Source organism: Streptomyces sp. NPDC058308, assembly GCF_042880275.1.
Classification (GTDB): domain Bacteria; phylum Actinomycetota; class Actinomycetes; order Streptomycetales; family Streptomycetaceae; genus Streptomyces.
Genome location: NZ_JBHVZA010000057.1, coordinates 1 through 19,066, shown reverse-complemented (window position 1 = coordinate 19,066; position 19,066 = coordinate 1). Strand labels below are relative to the sequence as shown.

Below are 19,066 nucleotides of genomic sequence, written 5' to 3'. Positions count from 1 at the left end.
ACGGCGCGCCGGGCGAGGTCGCCCTGCAGGCCGCCCGCCACCAGGCCCGGCGCGTGGTGGACACCGCCGCCGCCCTCAAGGCCGGCCGCGCCGCCACCTGAAGCCCCCTTCCCCGGCGCCGGCCCCCAGGGGCCGCAGAGCGCCGAAGATGGGGGGTCCGGCCCGCGCCGCAGAAGGACGGGGCGGGGCGGTGGAGCCCGGCCGGGCCGTGCGGCGTCGGTCAGCACCGCACGGGCCCGGCCGGTGGCAGGGGCCAGGCCGGGGGCACAGCCGGCTGCGTGGACCGGCCCGAGGGGGCGCCCCCGGCACCCCGGCGCGGCCCAGGCGGCCCTCCACCCCGGGATACCGGCACGGGCCCCCCGGGGCGGGGGGCCTCGCCTCGCCCGCCTCATGTCCTTCGACGACGCAGCCCCGCCCAATGTGAGGCCGCCGCAGAAAAATGCCGGCCCCGGCCCGCCGCCGGCCGCCCCGCCGGGGCCGGCGGCGGGCCCGGCAGGCCCGGGCAGCCGCCCGGCCCTGCCCTTACCCCGGGCGCAGCGCCGGGCCGCCACCAGGCCCGCCTGGCCACCCAACCCGCAAAGGAGACAGCCCCGATGAAGGGCTCCACGGTCTACCGATCGATCCAACAGCGCGGCCTGCACCTCGGACTCCTGCCGCAGATGGCCGCCGCCGTCAACGGCGCGACCCCCATCACCCTCGACCACGACCTGGACGCCCTGCCGCACGCGGGCCGGCGCCTGACGGTGGCCCAGTTCGCCGATGCCGTCGACGACCTGGCGGCCCGCCTGTGGGCGGCCGGCGTACGGCCCGGCGAACACCTGGTGGTCCACAAGAGCGCCAACGCCGACATCTGGATGCTCGGCGCCGCCGCCTCACGCATCGGCGCGATCCCGGTGATGCTCTCGCCCGCCCTGGACGCGGCGACCGTGGGCGCCCTCATCGAACGGGTGGGCCGGCCCACCCTGCTCACCGACACCCGCACACTTCAGGGCCCCCAGGGCCGGCAGGGCCTGGACCGGCTGCCGCTGGCCGGCCTGACCCGGCGGGTGCTCATCGTGGCCGGCGACCACCCCGGCGCCCAGTCCCTGGCCGCCTGGGCCGGCGCCCCGCGCGTGCGGCCGGTGATCCGCCCCCTGGACGAGGCCGCCGTCATCACCCACACCTCCGGCACCACCGGACTGCCCAAACTCGTCGTGCACACCCCCCGCACCCAGGGCATCCGCCTGGTGCCCCAGTGGCGCCTGCTCGCCCTGATGCGCCGCAAGGACCCCGTCGCCATCCACATCCCCTTCGTGCACTCCCGGATGGTCGCGGCGATGTCCCTGGCCCTGCTCAAAGAACTGCCGATCCTCCTGCTGAACGACTCCGACCCCCACAGCATCGCCGAGCAGTTCGCCGCCCACCGGCCCGGCTTCGTCGAGGCCCTGCCCAACTCCCTGATGGACTGGGAAGACCTCGCCGCCGACCCCCGCCGCCCGTTCGCCTCGGTGAAAATCTTCTCCAGCACCTTCGACGCGATCCACCCGCGCACCATGAGCCGCCTGCTGAACTCCTCCGAGCGCCCCGGCGCCCTCTTCTTCCAGATCTACGGCCAGAGCGAGGTCGGCCCCGCCGTCGGCCGCGCCTACTTCCGCACCTCCGCCCACAAGGCCAACGGACGCTGCGTGGGCTGGGCGATGCCCCTGGGCGCGGCCAGGGTCCGCGTCGTCAGCCGCGACGGCCGGCCCCCCACCCAGGACAACCCCGGCTTCATCGAAGTCGCCTGGGCCGGCCTGGCCAAGACCTACTTCGCCGAACAGGACCGCTACGCCGCCAACCGCAACGGCGCCTGGTGGCGCACCGGCGACGTCGGCTACCGCACCCGCCTGGGCTGCCTGCACATGCTCGACCGGGAAGTCGACATGATCGAAGGAATCACCAGCTCCCTGGAGGTCGAGGACGTGGTCCTGGGCCGCCTGCCCGAACTGAGCGAACTGGTCGTCGTCCCCGGCCCCGGCGACGAGCCCGTCCCCGTCATCTGCACCACCGACGACACCCCCCTGGACCCGGCGCGCTGGCGCGCCGCCGTCACCGACTTCCCCCAGCTCGCCGCCCCCGTCCAGATCCCCCAGGCCGAACTCCCGCGCACCGCCACCCTCAAGGTCCAGCGCCTGGCCCTGGCCGACCACCTCCACCAGCGCCGGAACGACCCGGCCTGACCCCCACCCGGCCCCGCCCCGCTGGCCCGGCCGGGCGGGGCGGGGGAGGGGCGTACGTACTGCCCCCGCCCCGCCCGCCCGGCCTGGTGCCCGGCGCGTACCCGGGCCCGGGCAGGAAGGGCCCGGGCAGCGCGGGGAGTTGGTGACCGGCCCGCCCGCCCGGCCCGGCGGCGGTGCGCCCGGTGCCCGGCGCCTGCCGCCCCGGCCCCGGCCGGGCCGCCCACGCCGGGCGACCCGCACCCCTGTACCACCCCGGCCCTGTACCACCCCGGCCCCGCGCCACCCCCGGCCCCGCGCCACCCCCGGCCCCGCGCCACCCCCGGCCCCTGCCCGCACCGGATCACGTGCCGGGCCGGCCGCCGCCGTCCTCTCGTCCACCCGGGGGCTGCCCGCGCAGCCCCCCGCCCCCGCGGCCCCGCGGCCGCCCGCCCATCCATCCCACCCCCTTTTCTGCCCTGGAGAGTCATGTCCCGCCGCCTGTTCACCTCGGAATCCGTGACCGAGGGCCACCCCGACAAGATCGCCGACCAGATCAGCGACACCGTCCTGGACGCCCTGCTCAGCCAGGACCCCGCCTCCCGCGTCGCCGTCGAAACCCTGATCACCACCGGCCAGGTGCACATCGCGGGCGAGGTCACCACCGCCGCCTACGCCGACATCGCCACCCTGGTCCGCCAGAAGATCCTCGAGATCGGCTACGACTCCTCGGCCAAGGGCTTCGACGGCGCCTCCTGCGGCGTCTCGGTGTCCATCGGCGCCCAGTCGCCCGACATCGCCCAGGGCGTCGACACCGCCTACGAAAAGCGCGTCGAGGGCGACGAGGACGAACTCGACAAGCAGGGCGCCGGCGACCAGGGCCTGATGTTCGGCTACGCCACCGACGAGACGCCCACCCTGATGCCGCTGCCCATCGAGCTGGCCCACCGCCTCTCGCGCCGGCTGACCGCGGTCCGCAAGGACGGCACCGTCCCCTACCTGCGCCCCGACGGCAAGACCCAGGTCACCATCGAGTACCAGGGCAGCCGGCCCGTGCGCCTGGACACCATCGTGGTCTCCTCCCAGCACGCCGCCGACATCGACCTGGAGGAGCAGCTCACCCCCGACATCCGTGCCCACGTCGTCGAGCACGTCCTGGCCCAGCTCGCCGAGGACGGCATCAAGCTCGACACCGAGGACTACCGCCTCTTCGTCAACCCCACCGGCCGCTTCGAGATCGGCGGCCCGATGGGCGACGCCGGCCTGACCGGCCGCAAGATCATCGTCGACACCTACGGCGGCATGGCCCGCCACGGCGGCGGCGCCTTCTCCGGCAAGGACCCCTCCAAGGTCGACCGCTCGGCCGCCTACGCCATGCGCTGGGTCGCCAAGAACATCGTCGCCGCGGGCCTCGCGGCCCGCTGCGAGGTCCAGGTCGCCTACGCCATCGGCAAGGCCGAACCGGTCGGCCTGTTCATCGAGACCTTCGACACCGCCACCGTCCCCCACAGCGACATCGAACGCGCCGTGGGAGCCGTCTTCGACCTGCGCCCCGCCGCGATCATCCGCGACCTGGACCTGCTGCGCCCGATCTACGCCCAGACCGCCGCCTACGGCCACTTCGGCCGCGAACTGCCCGACCTCACCTGGGAGCGCACCGACCGCGCCGCCGCCCTGCGCACGGCAGCCGAAACCGGCTGACACCCCCGCCCCCCCCGGGGTGCCGCCGGCCCGCCCCGGCGGCACCCCACCCCCCCTTCTTCAGCCCCCCGCCCGCGCCTGGCTGCCACCGCGCCGCCCAGCTGCCGACCTCAGCTTCAAAGGGAGTGCTTTTCTCGTGCGTATCGCCGTGACCGGCTCGATAGCGACCGACCATCTGATGGTCTTTCCCGGACGCTTCGCCGAGCAGCTGATCAAGGAGCAACTGGAGCGGGTCTCCCTGTCGTTCCTCGCCGACCGGCTCGAGGTGCGCCGCGGCGGCGTCGCCGCCAACATCGCCTTCGGCCTGGGCCTGCTGGATCTGCACCCGATCCTGATCGGCGCGGCCGGCCTGGACTTCGCCGAGTACGGCACCTGGCTGGAGCAGCACGGCGTGGACACCACCGCGGTCCAGGTCAGCGACACCCTGCACACCGCACGCTTCGTGTGCACCACCGACCAGGACCAGAACCAGATCGCCACCTTCTACGCCGGCGCCATGGCCGAGGCCGCCCGCATCGACCTGGCCGCCGTCACCGCCCGCACCGGCACCCCCGACCTCGTCCTGATCGGCGCCGACGACCCCGCCGCGATGCTGCGCCACACCGCCGCCGCCCACCGCCAGCACATCCCCGTGGCCGCCGACCCCTCCCAGCAACTGGCCCGCCTGGACGGCGAACAGGCCCGCCAACTGGTCGAGGGCGCCCGCTGGCTGTTCACCAACGAGTACGAGGCCGCCCTGCTCCTGGAGCGCACCGGCTGGAGCGAGCCGCAGCTCCTGGAACGGGTGGACACCTGGATCACCACCCTGGGCGCGGGCGGCGTGTCCCTGGCCCGCGCCGGCTGCCCCCGCCTGGCCGTGCCCGCCGTCCCCACCGAAAAGATCGCCGACCCCACCGGGGCGGGCGACGCCTTCCGCGCGGGCTTTTTGGCCGGCACCGCCTGGCAACTGCCCCAGGAACGGGCCGCCCAGCTCGGCTGCGCCCTGGCCACCACCGTGCTGGAATCGGTCGGCACCCAGGAGTACAAACTCCTGCCCGCCGACCTGATCACCCGCATCGACCAGACGTACGGGCCGGCCGCGGCCCGCGCCCTGGAGGACCGGATCGCGGGCACCGCATGAGCAACGACCAGCACCGGCGCGCCGACGCCCTGCGCCAGGCCCTGGCCACCCGTGTGGTGGTGGCCGACGGCGCGATGGGCACCATGCTCCAGGCCCAAGACCCCACGATGGAGGACTTCCAGCAGCTCGAGGGCTGCAACGAAGTCCTCAACGTCACCCGCCCCGACATCGTGCGCGCGGTGCACCAGGAGTACTTCGCCGCCGGCGTCGACTGCGTGGAGACCAACACCTTCGGCGCCAACCACGCGGCCCTGAACGAGTACGACATCCCCGAGCGGGCCTTCGAACTCTCCCAGGCCGGCGCCCGCATCGCCCGCGAGGTCGCCGACGAGGTCACCCGCGACACCGGCCGACAGCGCTGGGTGCTCGGCTCGATGGGCCCGGGCACCAAACTGCCCACCCTGGGCCACATCGACTACGCCACCCTGCGCGACGGCTTCCAGGCCAACGCCGAAGGCCTTGTCGCCGGCGGCGCCGACCTGCTGATCGTGGAGACCACCCAGGACCTCCTGCAGACCAAGGCCGCCCTCCTGGGCGCCCGCCGCGCCCTTGACGCCACCGGCCTCAGCCTGCCCCTGGTGTGCTCCCTGGCCTTCGAGACGACCGGCACCATGCTCCTTGGCTCCGAGATCGGCGCCGCGCTGACCGCCCTGGAACCGCTCGGCATCGACATGATCGGCCTGAACTGCTCCACCGGCCCGGCCGAGATGACCGAACACCTGCGCTACCTCGCCCGCCACTCGCGCATCCCGCTGCTGTGCATGCCCAACGCTGGCCTGCCCGTCCTGACCAAGGACGGCGCCCACTTCCCGCTGGGCCCCCACGGACTGGCCGACGCCCAGGAGAACTTCGTCCGCGAGTACGGCCTGTCCCTGGTGGGCGGCTGCTGCGGCACCACCCCCGAGCACCTGCGCCAGGTCGTCGAGCGGGTGCGCGGCCTGACCCCGCCCGCCCGCACCCCCCACCCCGAACCGGGTGCCGCCTCCCTCTATCAGACGGTGCCCTTCCGCCAGGACACCGCCTACCTGGCGATCGGCGAGCGTACCAACGCCAACGGCAGCAAGAAGTTCCGCGAGGCCATGCTGGAGGGCCGCTGGGACGACTGCGTGGAGATGGCGCGCGACCAGATCCGCGAGGGCGCGCACCTGCTGGATCTGTGCGTGGACTACGTGGGGCGCGACGGGGTCGCCGACATGGCCGAACTGGCGGGCCGGTTCGCGACCGCCTCCACGCTGCCGGTCGTCCTGGACTCCACCGAACTGCCCGTCCTGCAGGCCGGATTGGAGAAGCTGGGCGGGCGCGCGGTCATCAACTCCGTCAACTACGAGGACGGCGACGGCCCCGAGTCCCGCTTCACCCAGGTCACCGCGCTGGCCAAGGAGCACGGCGCCGCGCTGATCGCGCTGACCATCGACGAGGAGGGCCAGGCCCGCACCGTCGAGCACAAGGTCGCCATCGCCGAACGCCTCATCAGTGATCTGACCGGCACCTGGGGCATCCACGAGTCGGACATCCTCATCGACACCCTGACCTTCACCATCTGCACCGGCCAGGAGGAGTCCCGCAAGGACGGCATCGCCACCATCGAGGCGATCCGCGAACTCAAGCGCCGCCACCCCGACGTGCAGACCACACTGGGCCTGTCCAACATCTCCTTCGGTCTCAACCCGGCCGCCCGGGTCCTGCTCAACTCCGTGTTCCTGGACGAGTGCGTCAAGGCCGGTCTGGATTCGGCCATCGTGCACGCCTCGAAGATCCTGCCGATCGCCCGCTTCGACGACGAGCAGGTCACCACCGCCCTCGACCTGATCTACGACCGGCGTGCGGAGGGCTATGACCCGCTGCAAAAGCTCATGGCCCTGTTCGAGGGCGTCTCGACGAAGTCGATGAAGGCGGGCAAGGCCGAGGAGCTTTTGGCCCTGCCGCTGGCCGAGCGGCTGCAGCGCCGGATCATCGACGGTGAGAAGAACGGCCTGGAGGCCGACCTCGACGAGGCGCTGCAGGACACTCCGGCGCTGGACATCGTCAACAGCATCCTGCTGGAGGGCATGAAGGTCGTCGGGGAGCTGTTCGGTTCGGGGCAGATGCAGCTGCCCTTCGTGCTGCAGTCGGCCGAGGTGATGAAGACCGCGGTCGCCTACCTGGAGCCGCACATGGAAAAGACCGACGACGAGGGCAAGGGCACCATCGTGCTGGCCACCGTCCGCGGCGATGTGCACGACATCGGCAAGAACCTGGTGGACATCATCCTGTCCAACAACGGCTACACCGTGGTCAATCTCGGTATCAAGCAGCCGGTCGCGGCGATCCTGGACGCCGCCGCGGAGCACCGGGCCGACGTCATCGGCATGTCGGGCCTCCTGGTCAAGTCCACGGTGATCATGAAGGAGAACCTGCAGGAGCTCAACCAGCGCAAGATGGCCGCCGACTTCCCCGTCATCCTGGGCGGTGCGGCGCTGACCCGCGCCTATGTCGAGCAGGACCTGCACGAGATCTACGAGGGCGAGGTGCGCTATGCCCGCGACGCGTTCGAGGGCCTGCGCCTGATGGACGCCCTCATCGCGGTCAAGCGCGGCGTGCCCGGCGCGAGCCTGCCGGAGCTCAAGCAGCGCCGGGTGCCGACCAGGGCGACGGCGGCGGTGCTTGAGGTGCAGGAGGCCGAGCAGCCCGCCCGCTCCGATGTGGCCACCGACAACCCCCTGCCCACGCCGCCGTTCTGGGGCAGCCGGGTCATCAAGGGCATCCAGCTCAAGGAGTACGCGTCCTGGCTGGACGAGGGCGCCCTGTTCAAGGGCCAGTGGGGCCTCAAGCAGGCCCGCACCGGCGACGGACCCACCTACGAGGAGCTGGTGGAGAGCGAGGGACGGCCCCGCCTGCGCGGCTGGCTGGAGCGGCTGCAGACCGACAACCTCCTCCAAGCCGCCGTCGTGCACGGCTACTTCCCCTGCGTGTCCAAGGGCGACGACCTGATCCTGCTGGACGACGACGGCTCCGAGCGCACCCGCTTCACCTTCCCGCGCCAGCGGCGCGGGCGGCGGCTGTGCCTGGCCGACTTCTTCCGCCCCGAGGAATCCGGCGAAACCGACGTGGTCGGGCTGCAGGTCGTCACCGTCGGCTCGAAGATCGGGGAAGCCACCGCCGAGCTGTTCGCCGCCGACTCCTACCGCGACTACCTCGAACTGCACGGCCTGTCCGTCCAGCTGGCCGAGGCCCTGGCCGAGTACTGGCACGCCCGCGTCCGCACCGAACTGGGCATCGCCGCCGGCGACCCGGACACCGTCGAGGGCATGTTCGCCACCCACTACCAGGGCTGCCGCTACTCGCTGGGCTACCCCGCCTGCCCCGACCTGGCCGACCGCGCGAAGATCGCCGAGCTGCTCCAGCCCGAGCGGATCGGCGTCCACCTCTCGGAGGAGTTCCAGCTCCACCCCGAGCAGTCCACCGACGCGATCGTCACCCACCACCCCCAGGCCAGCTACTTCAACGCCGGAGGCCGGCCATGAGCGCCCTGCGCGACCTGATCCAGGACGAGCAACCCAGCTTCTCCTTCGAGTTCTTCCCGCCCAAGAGCGAAAGCGCGGCCCGCTCCCTGTGGCAGACCATCCGCCGCATCGAGACCCTGGCCCCCACCTTCGTCTCGGTCACCTACGGCGCCGGCGGCTCCTCCCGGGACCGCACCGTGGAGGTCACCAAACGCATCGCCGCCGAGACGACCCTGCGCCCCGTCGCCCACCTGACCGCGGTGGGCCACTCGGTGGCCGAACTGCGCCACATCATCGGCCAGTACGCCGACGCCGGCGTCCGCGACGTCCTGGCCGTGCGCGGCGACCCGCCCGGCGACCCCGGCGGCCCCTGGCACGCCCACCCCCAGGGCCTGACCCACGCCCACGAACTGGTGCGCCTGGTCAAGGAGTCGGGGGAGTTCAGCGTCGGCGTGGCCGCCTTCCCCGAACGCCATCCCCGCTCGGCCGACTGGGACAGCGACATCGCCCACTTCGTCGCCAAGTGCCGGGCCGGCGCCGACTACGCCATCACCCAGATGTTCTTCCACGTCGAGGACTACCTGCGGCTGCGCGAGAAGGTGACGGCCGCCGGCTGCCACACCCCGATCATCCCGGAGATCATGCCGGCCACCGACGTGCGCCAGATCAGCCGCTTCGCCCAGCTCAGCGGCGCCGCCTTCCCCGAAGGCCTGGCCCACCGCCTGGACGCCGCCCGCGACAGCCCCGCCGACGGCCACCGCATCGGCGTGGAGTACGCCACCGCCATGGCCCAGCAGCTGCTGGCCGAAGGCGCCCCCGGACTGCACTACATCACCCTCAACCGCTCGACGGCGACGCTCGAGATCCACCGCAACGTAACGAACGCAAGGAGCACCCCGCATGACCTCGCAGCCCACCACTGACGGCCAGGACTTCAAGGTCGCCGATCTCTCGCTGGCCGCGTTCGGCCGCAAGGAGATCACCCTCGCCGAGCACGAGATGCCCGGTCTGATGGCGATCCGCAAGGAGTTCGCCGATGCCCGGCCGTTGGCCGGGGCCCGCATCATGGGCTCGCTGCACATGACGGTGCAGACGGCCGTCCTCATCGAGACCCTGGTGGCGCTGGGCGCCGAGGTCCGCTGGGTGTCCTGCAACATCTTCTCCACCCAGGACCACGCCGCCGCGGCCGTCGCCGTCGGTCCTGAGGGCACGCCGGAGGATCCCCGGGGTGTCCCGGTCTTCGCCTGGAAGGGCGAGAGCCTGGAGGAGTACTGGTGGTGCACGGAGCAGGCGCTGACCTGGCCGAACACCCCCAGTGGCGGTCCGAACATGATCCTGGACGACGGTGGCGATGCCACCATGCTGGTGCACAAGGGTGTCGAGTACGAGAAGGCCGGTAAGGTCCCGGCCCTGGAGTCGGCGGAGAACGACGAGCACCGTGTGGTCCTGCAGGTCCTTCACCGCACCATCGGTGAGGGGTCGCAGAAGTGGACCCAGCTGGCCTCGGAGATCCGCGGCGTGACGGAGGAGACCACCACCGGTGTCCACCGGCTGTATGAGATGCACCGCGAGGGCACTCTCCTCTTCCCGGCGATCAATGTGAACGACGCGGTGACGAAGTCGAAGTTCGACAACAAGTACGGCTGCCGGCACTCCCTGATCGACGGCATCAACCGGGCCACCGATGTGCTGATCGGCGGCAAGACGGCGGTCGTGTGCGGGTACGGCGATGTGGGCAAGGGCTGTGCGGAGTCGCTGCGCGGCCAGGGCGCGCGGGTGATTGTCACCGAGGTCGACCCGATCTGCGCGCTGCAGGCGGCGATGGACGGCTATCAGGTCACGACGCTGGATGAGGTCGTGGAGCAGGCGGACATCTTCATCACCACGACGGGCAACAAGGACATCATCATGGCCGCGGACATGGCCCGGATGAAGCACCAGGCGATCGTGGGCAATATCGGTCACTTCGACAACGAGATCGACATGGCGGGTCTGGCGGCGACGCCGGGCATCGTCAAGGACGAGGTCAAGCCGCAGGTGCACACCTGGACCTATCCCGGGGGCAAGGTTCTGATCGTGCTGTCCGAGGGCCGGCTGCTGAATCTGGGCAATGCCACCGGTCATCCCTCCTTCGTGATGTCGAACTCCTTCGCGGACCAGACGCTGGCGCAGATCGAGCTGTTCACCAAGCAGGAGGAGTACCCCACCGATGTCTACGTGCTGCCCAAGCACCTGGACGAGAAGGTCGCCCGTCTGCACCTGGACGCCCTCGGCGTGAAGCTGACCAAGCTGAGCCCCGAGCAGGCCTCCTACCTCGGCGTCGAGGTCGAGGGCCCCTTCAAGCCCGAGCACTACCGCTACTGACCCCACCCACCAGGAGGACGACGTGCACGACACCCCCGAGGAGGACGCCAGAGCGCCCGGGGACACCGCCCTCGCCCCACCGCGCACCCCGCCGCTGCGGCTCGCCGGCATCGACGAGGACGACACCTGGGAACCCAACGTCGTGCGCGGCATCGACTGACCCCGCCCCCCGCCGGTTTAAGCAGACGTCAAGCGGACGGCGAGCGGGGCCGGGCGACGATGACGCCCAACACCCCCCACTGCCCGCCCCCTTGAAGGAGGAGAGATGACCGAGGCCGCACCACGCCCCACCCCCCTGAGCGACATCGGGGACGCCCTGGCCCAGGCCGGGGCGGCATCACTCACCGGACAACGCGCCCAACTGGCCGAAGGCCTCCTGCGGGCCGCCCTGGCCAAGTGGGAGGACCCCGCCTCCCGGCCGCAGCTGCTTGGCGCCTTCAGCGCCGTCTTCGCCGGCGAGGACGGCGCGGCCCAGATGCGCGACTTCATGTCGAAGCAGATCTTCCGCCAGCTCGCCGCCTCGCTGGAGGAGCCGCCCAAGGACTTCGACGAAGTCGCCCGCGCCCTGGGCGTGCCGCCCATGAACATCAACGCCGCCCAGGCCCAGGTGTGGGGGGTGGCCGTCCTGCGCTACGTCGTGAAGCTGGAACCGATCGCCTCCGCCTCGGTGGACGAGGTCGTCGCCCTCATCGCCCCCACCATCCAGCGCTACCTCATCGGCTGACCCCGCCCCCGCCGGCCCGCGCCGCGAACGGCCCCTCACATTCCGGCGACCCATCTCGTCGTACTGGATGAGACGGACACCGGCCCGCGATCCGGCGGGGCGCACGACTCAACCGACGCCGGCCGGAATGTCCGCGCGGACAGCCTTTTCGGGCCGCACTTATCCGGAGGAAGTAAACAGGCCATGAGTACTCTCGACAAAGAGTCCCCCGGCGGGGCGAACGACGCCGTCGCCGCGTCCGACCCGAGGCGATGGAAAGCACTGGGCGTCCTGGCCGCGATTCAGTTCATGCTCGTCATGGATGTCACGATCGTGCTCGTCGCCCTCCCCGAGATCGACCGGGACCTCACCTTCACCACCGAGGGTGACCTCGCCTGGGTCCTCAACGGCTATGTGCTGATGGCCGGCGGCTTCCTCCTGCTGGGCGGCCGGCTGGCCGACATGTTCGGCCGCCGCAAAATCTTCATGATCGGTGTGATCTGCTTCGGCGTCGCCTCGGCCACCTGCGGCGCCGCGATGTCCTCCGGCATGCTGGTCTCCAGCCGCTTCGTCCAGGGCCTGGGCGAAGCCCTGTGCGGCCCGGCCGCCCTCGGCATGATCCCCATCCTCTTCCCCGACGCCCGCGAGCGGATGAAGGCCCTGAGCGTCTGGGGCGGCACCGCCGCCCTGGGCGGCGTGATCGGCTCGGTCGTCTCCGGCGCGCTCACCGAGTGGATCGACTGGCGCTGGATCTTCTACATCAACATCCCCATCGCGCTGGCCGCACTCCTCCTGGTGCCCCGGGTCATGCCCGAGAGCCGCATGGAACGCGAGGGCCGCAGCGTCGACTTCGCCGGCGCCATCGGCATCACCGGCGGCCTGGTCGCCGTCGTCTACGGCCTGATCAAGGCCGCCGACCACGCGTGGGGCTCCTCCACCGTGCTCATCCCGCTGCTGGCCGGCATCGGCGTACTGCTCCTGACCGCCCTGTGGGAGACCCGCGTCTCCGACCCGATGGTGCCCATCCGCTTCTTCACCAACCGCACCCGGGTCACCTCCAACGTCGTGACCCTGGCGCTGCTCGCCAGCTTCCACTGCTACGCCTTCCTGCTCATCATCTACATGCAGAAGGTCCTGGACTACTCGCCGATCAAGGCGGGCATGGCGGTGGTGCCGCTGGCCTTCGCGATGGGCGCCGGCATGGGCGCCGCCTCCGCCCTGATGCCCCGTATCGGCGTCAAGGCGGTCCTGGCCATCGGCTTCGGCGGCGCTGCCGCGGGCCTGTTCGTCGCCAGCTCCCTGGAGGCCGACTCCTCCTACGTCGGCGGCGTCCTGCCCGGCATGCTCGTCTTCGGCATCTTCAGCGCCATGTGCTACCCCGCCCTGGTCAACGGCGCGCTCTACCAGGTCACCGGCAAGGACTCCGGCCTGGCCTCCGGCGTGCAGACCGCCATGCAGCAGATCGGCGGCGCGCTGGGCCTGGCCACCCTGGTCCCCATCGCCATCCGCTACACCACCGACCACATCGGCGAGGGCGTGCTGCCCACCGTCGCCCAGTCCGACGGAGCCTCACGCGCCTTCCGGGTGGGGGCCATCCTGGTGGCCGCCGCGGCCGTCCTGGTCATCGCGCTGATGCAGAAGGTCGACGCCGCACCGCGCAACGTGCTCGCCGAGGCCGAGGCCGAGCCCACCGAGGACGCCGCCGCCCAGCCCACCACCACCGGCGCCGCCTCCTGACCATCCGGCCGCGCCCGTACGTGAGGCGTGTGCCCGCGCGCCCGCGCAGGTGAGCGCCCGCCGCACCGCCTCACCCGCACCGCCCCCGGGAAGCACCCGTCCCGGGGGCGGTGCGCTGCCCTGCCCCGCACACCCCGCACCGCTCGGCGCCCGGCCCCCAAGCCGCCTGCGCACACCCGCGGTTGGGGTCCTGTTCCGCATAGATGCGGGGGAGTGACCCACACCACTTCGGGGCGCTCTAGGCGCACCCTCGCCCTGCGTGTCACTATTTCCGGGCATCCACCCTGCCCAAATGCCCTACCGCGGCCGGAGATCGGGCGCCCTTCCTCTTTTCCTCTTGCCGCCGGCCGGACGCTTTCACCGGCCCGGCCCGGCCGCAGGCCGGCGAATTCCCCTCAAGGGCGTATCCGAAAACGGCGATGCCCTGTCTCCTTTTTCTTCCTAGGCCCTGTCGTCGAACTCGCGTCGTTCGCCCGGAGGCAGACGGGAGTTCGACGACAGGGCCCAGACCCTTCCTCGACGTCTGGATGATGCGATCTCCATGCAGAAAACACCAGGGGAGCTGAGCGCGCCGACCCCGCCGGCCCCGGCGCAGGGGGCGCCACCCGTCAGCCGGGCGCGCACGGTCGGTGTCGGCCGCGCCCACGCCAAGACGATCCTGCTGGGCGAGCACGCGGTGGTCTACGGCGCGCCCGCCCTCGCCCTGCCGGTGCCCCAGCTCGCGGTCACCGCGAGCGCCGGCTGGTCCGCGCCCGCCCCGGCCGGCGCCGGCGACGTGAGCCTGACGATGACCGGCTCCCCCTCCCGGCCGGTGGCCACCCAGGCCTCCGAGGGGCTGCGGCAGCTGACCGGCCAATTCCGCTCGGCCATGGGCGTGGCCGAGGACGTGCACCTGGACGTGATCCTGGACTGCGCCATCCCGCCCGGCCGCGGTCTTGGCTCCAGCGCCGCCTGCGCCCGGGCCGTGGTCCTGGCCCTGGCCGACCTCTTCGGCCGCCAGGTCAGCCCCCGGGCGGTGTTCGACCTGGTGCAGAGCGCCGAGAACGTCGCCCACGGCCGGGCCAGCGGCGTCGACGCCACCGCGGTCGGCGCACCGGGCCCCCTGTTCTTCCAGCAGGGCCGCTCCCACGAACTGCCCATCGGCTGCGAGGGGCTGTTCATCGTCGCCGACAGCGGCGAGGTGGGCCGCACCAAGGACGCCGTCGCCCTGCTGCGCGAGACATTCCGCCAACACCCCGGCACCCAGGAACGCTTCGTGGACCAGGCCACGCACCTGACCGGCCGGGCCCGCCACGCCCTGGCCCAGGGCACCCCCGAAGAACTCGGCCCCCACCTGACGGCCTATCACCACCTGCTGCGCACCGCCGGACTGAGCACCGCGCGGATCGACACGATGATGGAGGCCGCCCTGGACGCGGGCAGCCTCGGAGCCAAGATCACCGGAGGCGGCCTGGGCGGCTGCATGATCGCGCTGACCCCCTCGGCCCGGGCCAGCGCGGTCACCCGGGCCCTGCACGAGGCCGGCGCCGTCCAGACCTGGGTCCTGCCCTTGAAGGCCGGCCACCGCCCCGCCTGACCCGGGGCCCGGCGCACACGTATCGGCCGGTACGGGTACGCGGGGGAGGGGCACGCCGCCACGTGTGCGTCCCGCCCCGGGGCGGGACGGTGGCACGCAACAGCGCCCCGCACACCCGCAGACCCCTGCCCCCTGCAACGTCACTTGCCACGTATCTCCCGCCCGGAGCGGAAAGGAGCACGCACATGAGCGGTAACGCAGAGCTCGGCGCGGGCCCCGCCCGCAGGCCGGCCGGGGAGCACACGGGCCACGGAGGCGGCACGGCCGCGGGGTCCGCCCCGGCGCCATGGTGAACGGCTACCGCCCGCCCCGCGACAGCGGTTGACGGGCGGCGCGGGACGGACGTACCGGACAGACACGGCACGGCAGCCGCCGGCCGCGAGCCACACCTGGCCCCCGGGCGTCCGCACGTTCCCCCTTTGCCGCACGTGCCGTGCCTCCACCCCCCCTTTTTTTGCGCCCTGCGGCGCACAGCGGGGTGGACCGCCCGCCCTCTCGGGGATCTCCCGGGCCGCGGGGCGTGTGCGCCGGAGCATCGCCGACCTGTCGCTCCAGACGGTGCTCCCCGGCCGGACGCGAGCGGTGTGCCCCCCTGTGCCGGGGCGGCCCCGCCCGGCGTGCGGTCCGCCCCGTTGCGTGACCCTGCAGAAACGGTAGACATGACAGCGACACACAGCACGATATGCCTGGTGGGTGTGGGACCGCGCGGGCTGTCCGTGCTCGAGCGGCTGTGCGCCAACGCCCGCTCGCGCCCCCAGCACCACACCCTCCACGTCCACATCGTCGACCCCTACCCGCCCGGGCCCGGCCAGGTCTGGCGCACCGACCAGTCCCCGCACCTGCTCATGAACACCGTGGCCGGGCAGATCTCGGTGTTCACCGACGAAAGCGTCGACCTGCACGGCCCCCTGGAGCCGGGCCCCAGCCTCTACCAGTGGGCCGCCGCCCTGAGCGCTGCGGACTCCTGGCCGCCCGCCGTGCTGGCCCAGGCCCGCGCGCTGGGCCCCGACACCTACCCCACCCGCGCCTTCTACGGCCACTACCTGCGCTGGGCCTACCGGCGCATCGTGGCGGGCGCCCCCGCCACCGTGACGGTCACCGCCCACCGCTGCCGGGCCCTGAGCCTGGACGACGAGCCCGGCCCGCCCGGCACCACGCCGCGCCAGCGGGTGCGGCTCAGCGATGCCACCGTGCTCACCGCCCTGGACGCCGTCATCCTGTGCCAGGGCCACCTGCCGGCCCGCCCGGACGCCGCCGAGGACGCCTTCGCCGCCCGCGCCCGCCGGCACGGGCTGCGCCACATCGCGCCGGCCAACCCGGCCGACACCGCCCTGGACGCCCTGGCCCCGGGCAGCCGGGTGCTGCTGCGCGGCCTGGGCCTGAACTTCTTCGACTACCTGGCCCAGCTCACCGCCGGCCGCGGCGGCACCTTCACCCGCACCGGCGGCCGCCTCCTCTACCACCCCTCGGGCCGGGAGCCCCGCCTGTGGGCCGGCTCCCGGCGCGGCATCCCCTACCAGGCCCGCGGCGAGAACGAGAAGGGCCCGCACGGCCGCCACGAACCGCTGCTGCTCACCGAGGACCGCGTCCGCGCCCTGCGCCGCGCCCACCCCGCCGGCCTGGACTTCAGGGCCGACCTGTGGCCGCTGATCTGCGCTGAGGTGGAGAGCGTCTACTACCGCACCCTGCTGCGCTCCCGCGGCAAGGACCGCCCGGCCCGCCGGCTGCAGGCCCACTACCTGGCGGCCGCACCGGAGCACCGGAACGCCCTCCTTGAGGCGTACGGCATCGGCGAGAAGGACCGCTGGGACTGGGACCTGCTCGCCCGGCCCTACCGCGACCGGGAGTTCACCGGCCCGCACGACTTCACCGGCTGGCTCCTGGACCACCTGCGCCAGGACCTCGCCGAGGCCCGCGCCGGCAACGTCAGCGGCCCGCTCAAGGCGGCCCTGGACGTCCTGCGCGACCTGCGCAACGAGATCCGCCTGGCGGTCGACCACAACGGCCTGCACGGCGCGTCCCACCGCACCGACCTGGACGGCTGGTACACCCCGCTCAACGCCCACCTCTCGATCGGCCCGCCGGCCCGCCGCGTCGAGGAGATGATCGCGCTGATCGAGGCCGGCGTCCTGCACGTTCTCGGCCCCGGCCTGCGGGTGCAGGCCGGGGCGGACGGCTACCGCGCGAGCTCCCCGCTGGTGCCCGGCTCGGCGCTGGTCGTGGACACCCTCATCGAGGCGCGGCTGCCCGCGATCACCCTGCGCCGCACCGGTGACGCGCTCCTGCGCCACCTGCTGGACAGCGGCCAGTGCACCACCCACCGCCTCCCCGCCCGCGGCCAGGACCCCCTGGACAGCGACGGACTGGCCGTCACCGCCCGCCCCTTCCGCCTGCTCGACGCGGCCGGCCGGCCGCACCCGCGCCGCTTCGCCTTCGGGGTGCCCACCGAGTCGGTGCACTGGGTGACGGCCGCGGGCATCCGGCCCGGCGTGGGCTCGGTGACCCTCACCGACGCCGACGCCATCGCCCGCGCCGCCCTGGCCGCCGCCACCCCCGGCCCAGACCCGCACCCGGCCCCGGACGAGACGCCCGCCACCACCCTTCCCGCACCATCCGGTCACCCCGCACCAGCCGGTCACCCCGCACCAGCCGGTCACCCCGCACCGGCCGTTCACCCCGGACAAGGAGTCACGCATGCCCGCTGACCGCACGCCCGGCGCGCCGCCCGAGGCCGGGCTGCTCGCCCCGGTCTGGGCGGACACCCCCGTGGCCGCCGCGGTGTCCGACGGCGCCTGGCTGCAGGCCATGCTGGATGCCGAGGCGGCCCTGAGCCGGGCCCAGGCCCGGCTGGGCACGGTGCCCGCGGCCGCCGCCCGCACGATCACCGAGGCCGCCCGCGCCGAGCGCCTGGACCTGCCGGCGCTGGCCGCCCAGGCCCGCCAGTCCGCCAACCCGGTGGTGGCGCTGGTACGGGAGTTCACCGCCCTGGTGGCCGCCCAGGACCCCGCCGCGGCCGCCTACGTGCACCGCGGCTCCACCAGCCAGGACATCTTCGACACCGCCGCCGTCCTGGTCGCCCACCGGGCGCTGCGCCTGATCCGCGCCGACCTGGCCCGCGCCGAACAGGAACTGGCCCGCCTGGCCCGCACCCACCGCGACACCCTGATGGCCGGCCGCACCCTGGCCCTGCACGCGGTGCCCACCACCTTCGGCTGCAAGGCGGCCGGCTGGCGCCACCTGGTCCTGGACGCCGATCTGAAACTGGCCGCGCTCGCCGCCTCGGGACCGGTCCAGCTCGGCGGGGCCGCCGGCACCCTGGCCGGCTACCTCCAGTACGCACAGGACGCCGAGCCCGCCGCCTACGTCCAGGACCTGACCGCCGCCTTCGCCGCCGAACTGGGCCTGGCCGCCCCGCTGCTGCCCTGGCACGTGCTGCGCACCCCGGTGGCCGACCTGGCCCACGGCACCGCGTTCACCTGCACCGCCCTGGGCAAGATCGCCGTCGATGTGCTGTCGCTGACCCGCACCGAGGTCGGCGAGGTCCACGAGCCGGCGCCCGCCGGCCGCGGCGCGTCCTCGGCGATGCCGCACAAACGCAACCCCGTCCTGGCCACCGCCATCCGCTCCGCCGCCCTGCAGGCACCCCCGCTCGCGGCCGGCGTCCTGGGCTGCATGCTCAGCGAGGACGAACGCTCCGCCGGCGCCTGGCACGCCGAGTGGGAGCCGCTGCGCGCCCTGCTGCGGCTGGCCGGGGGAGCGGCGCACCAGGCGGTGGAGCTGCTGGGCCACCTGGCGGTGGATACCGGGCGGATGCGCGCCAACGCCGCACTGAGCGGCGGGCAGATCGTCTCCGAGAAGATCGCCGCGGTCCTGGCGCCGCTGCTGGGCAAGGCCGCGGCCCGGGACCTGCTCAACCAGGCCTGCGCCCGGGCCGACCGCACCGGCGCGCCGCTGGCCGACGTGCTGGGCGCGGACGAGCGGGTGGCGGCCCTGCTGGCCCAGGAGCGCCACCGCGACCTGTTCGCCCCCCACGCCTACACCGGGGCCGCGGCCGCGCTGACCGAGCGGGCCCTGTCCCGCCCGCCCACCCCCTAGGCCCTGTCGTCAAACTCGTGTCGTTCGCCCGGAGGGCGGCCTCGCGGCGTCTGGTGCGTGCGATCGCAAGGCGGAGGGTCATCCCGGTACTGGGCGTACCGGGATGAGCCCGAC

Annotated in this window: 12 protein-coding genes; all 12 read left to right on the top strand. The window is 73.2% G+C overall.

Annotated features, from left to right (window positions below):
- Positions 1-593 precede the first annotated feature (593 nt).
- The 12 genes from ACFVYL_RS37400 (at position 594) to ACFVYL_RS37345 (ending at position 18,952) form a co-directional block, all read left to right on the top strand.
- Positions 594-2,198 carry a class I adenylate-forming enzyme family protein gene (locus ACFVYL_RS37400; RefSeq protein WP_389724641.1) on the top strand — a complete coding sequence of 535 codons (1,605 nt, stop codon included), beginning with the start codon at positions 594-596 and terminating at the stop codon, positions 2,196-2,198.
- A 465-nt stretch (positions 2,199-2,663) separates the two neighbouring features.
- Positions 2,664-3,875, top strand: coding sequence for a methionine adenosyltransferase (metK, locus tag ACFVYL_RS37395; protein WP_389724638.1), 1,212 nt, complete (start codon positions 2,664-2,666; stop codon positions 3,873-3,875).
- A gap of 136 nt (positions 3,876-4,011) precedes the next feature.
- Entirely contained in the window at positions 4,012-4,995 is a 984-nt protein-coding gene (locus ACFVYL_RS37390) for a carbohydrate kinase family protein (protein WP_389724635.1), read from the top strand.
- Positions 4,992-8,498 (top strand): methionine synthase, encoded by a 3,507-nt coding sequence (gene metH, locus ACFVYL_RS37385; RefSeq protein WP_389724632.1) that lies wholly within the window; start codon positions 4,992-4,994, stop codon positions 8,496-8,498. Before ACFVYL_RS37390 ends, metH begins: the two co-directional genes overlap by 4 nt.
- A complete protein-coding gene (metF, locus tag ACFVYL_RS37380; RefSeq protein WP_389724629.1) occupies positions 8,495-9,400 on the top strand; it encodes a methylenetetrahydrofolate reductase [NAD(P)H] in 906 nt (301 codons plus the stop codon). The genes metH and metF overlap by 4 nt, the downstream gene beginning before the upstream one ends.
- Positions 9,378-10,841, top strand: coding sequence for an adenosylhomocysteinase (gene ahcY / locus ACFVYL_RS37375; protein WP_389724627.1), 1,464 nt, complete (start codon positions 9,378-9,380; stop codon positions 10,839-10,841). Before metF ends, ahcY begins: the two co-directional genes overlap by 23 nt.
- 22 nt (positions 10,842-10,863) lie before the next feature.
- Positions 10,864-11,001 carry a hypothetical protein gene (locus ACFVYL_RS37370; RefSeq protein WP_389724624.1) on the top strand — a complete coding sequence of 46 codons (138 nt, stop codon included), beginning with the start codon at positions 10,864-10,866 and terminating at the stop codon, positions 10,999-11,001.
- 105 nt (positions 11,002-11,106) lie between these two features.
- A complete protein-coding gene (locus ACFVYL_RS37365; protein ID WP_389724622.1) occupies positions 11,107-11,565 on the top strand; it encodes a hypothetical protein in 459 nt (152 codons plus the stop codon).
- Positions 11,566-11,748: 183 nt separating this feature from the next.
- Positions 11,749-13,281: an MFS transporter gene (locus ACFVYL_RS37360; protein WP_389724620.1), complete on the top strand. Its 1,533-nt coding sequence runs from the start codon at positions 11,749-11,751 to the stop codon at positions 13,279-13,281.
- A gap of 541 nt (positions 13,282-13,822) precedes the next feature.
- Entirely contained in the window at positions 13,823-14,857 is a 1,035-nt protein-coding gene (gene mvk / locus ACFVYL_RS37355) for a mevalonate kinase (protein WP_389724617.1), read from the top strand.
- A 659-nt stretch (positions 14,858-15,516) separates the two neighbouring features.
- Positions 15,517-17,562 (top strand): FAD/NAD(P)-binding protein, encoded by a 2,046-nt coding sequence (locus ACFVYL_RS37350; RefSeq protein ID WP_389724614.1) that lies wholly within the window; start codon positions 15,517-15,519, stop codon positions 17,560-17,562.
- Positions 17,552-18,952, top strand: coding sequence for a lyase family protein (locus ACFVYL_RS37345; RefSeq protein WP_389724611.1), 1,401 nt, complete (start codon positions 17,552-17,554; stop codon positions 18,950-18,952). Before ACFVYL_RS37350 ends, ACFVYL_RS37345 begins: the two co-directional genes overlap by 11 nt.
- The last annotated feature ends 114 nt before the right edge of the window (positions 18,953-19,066 follow it).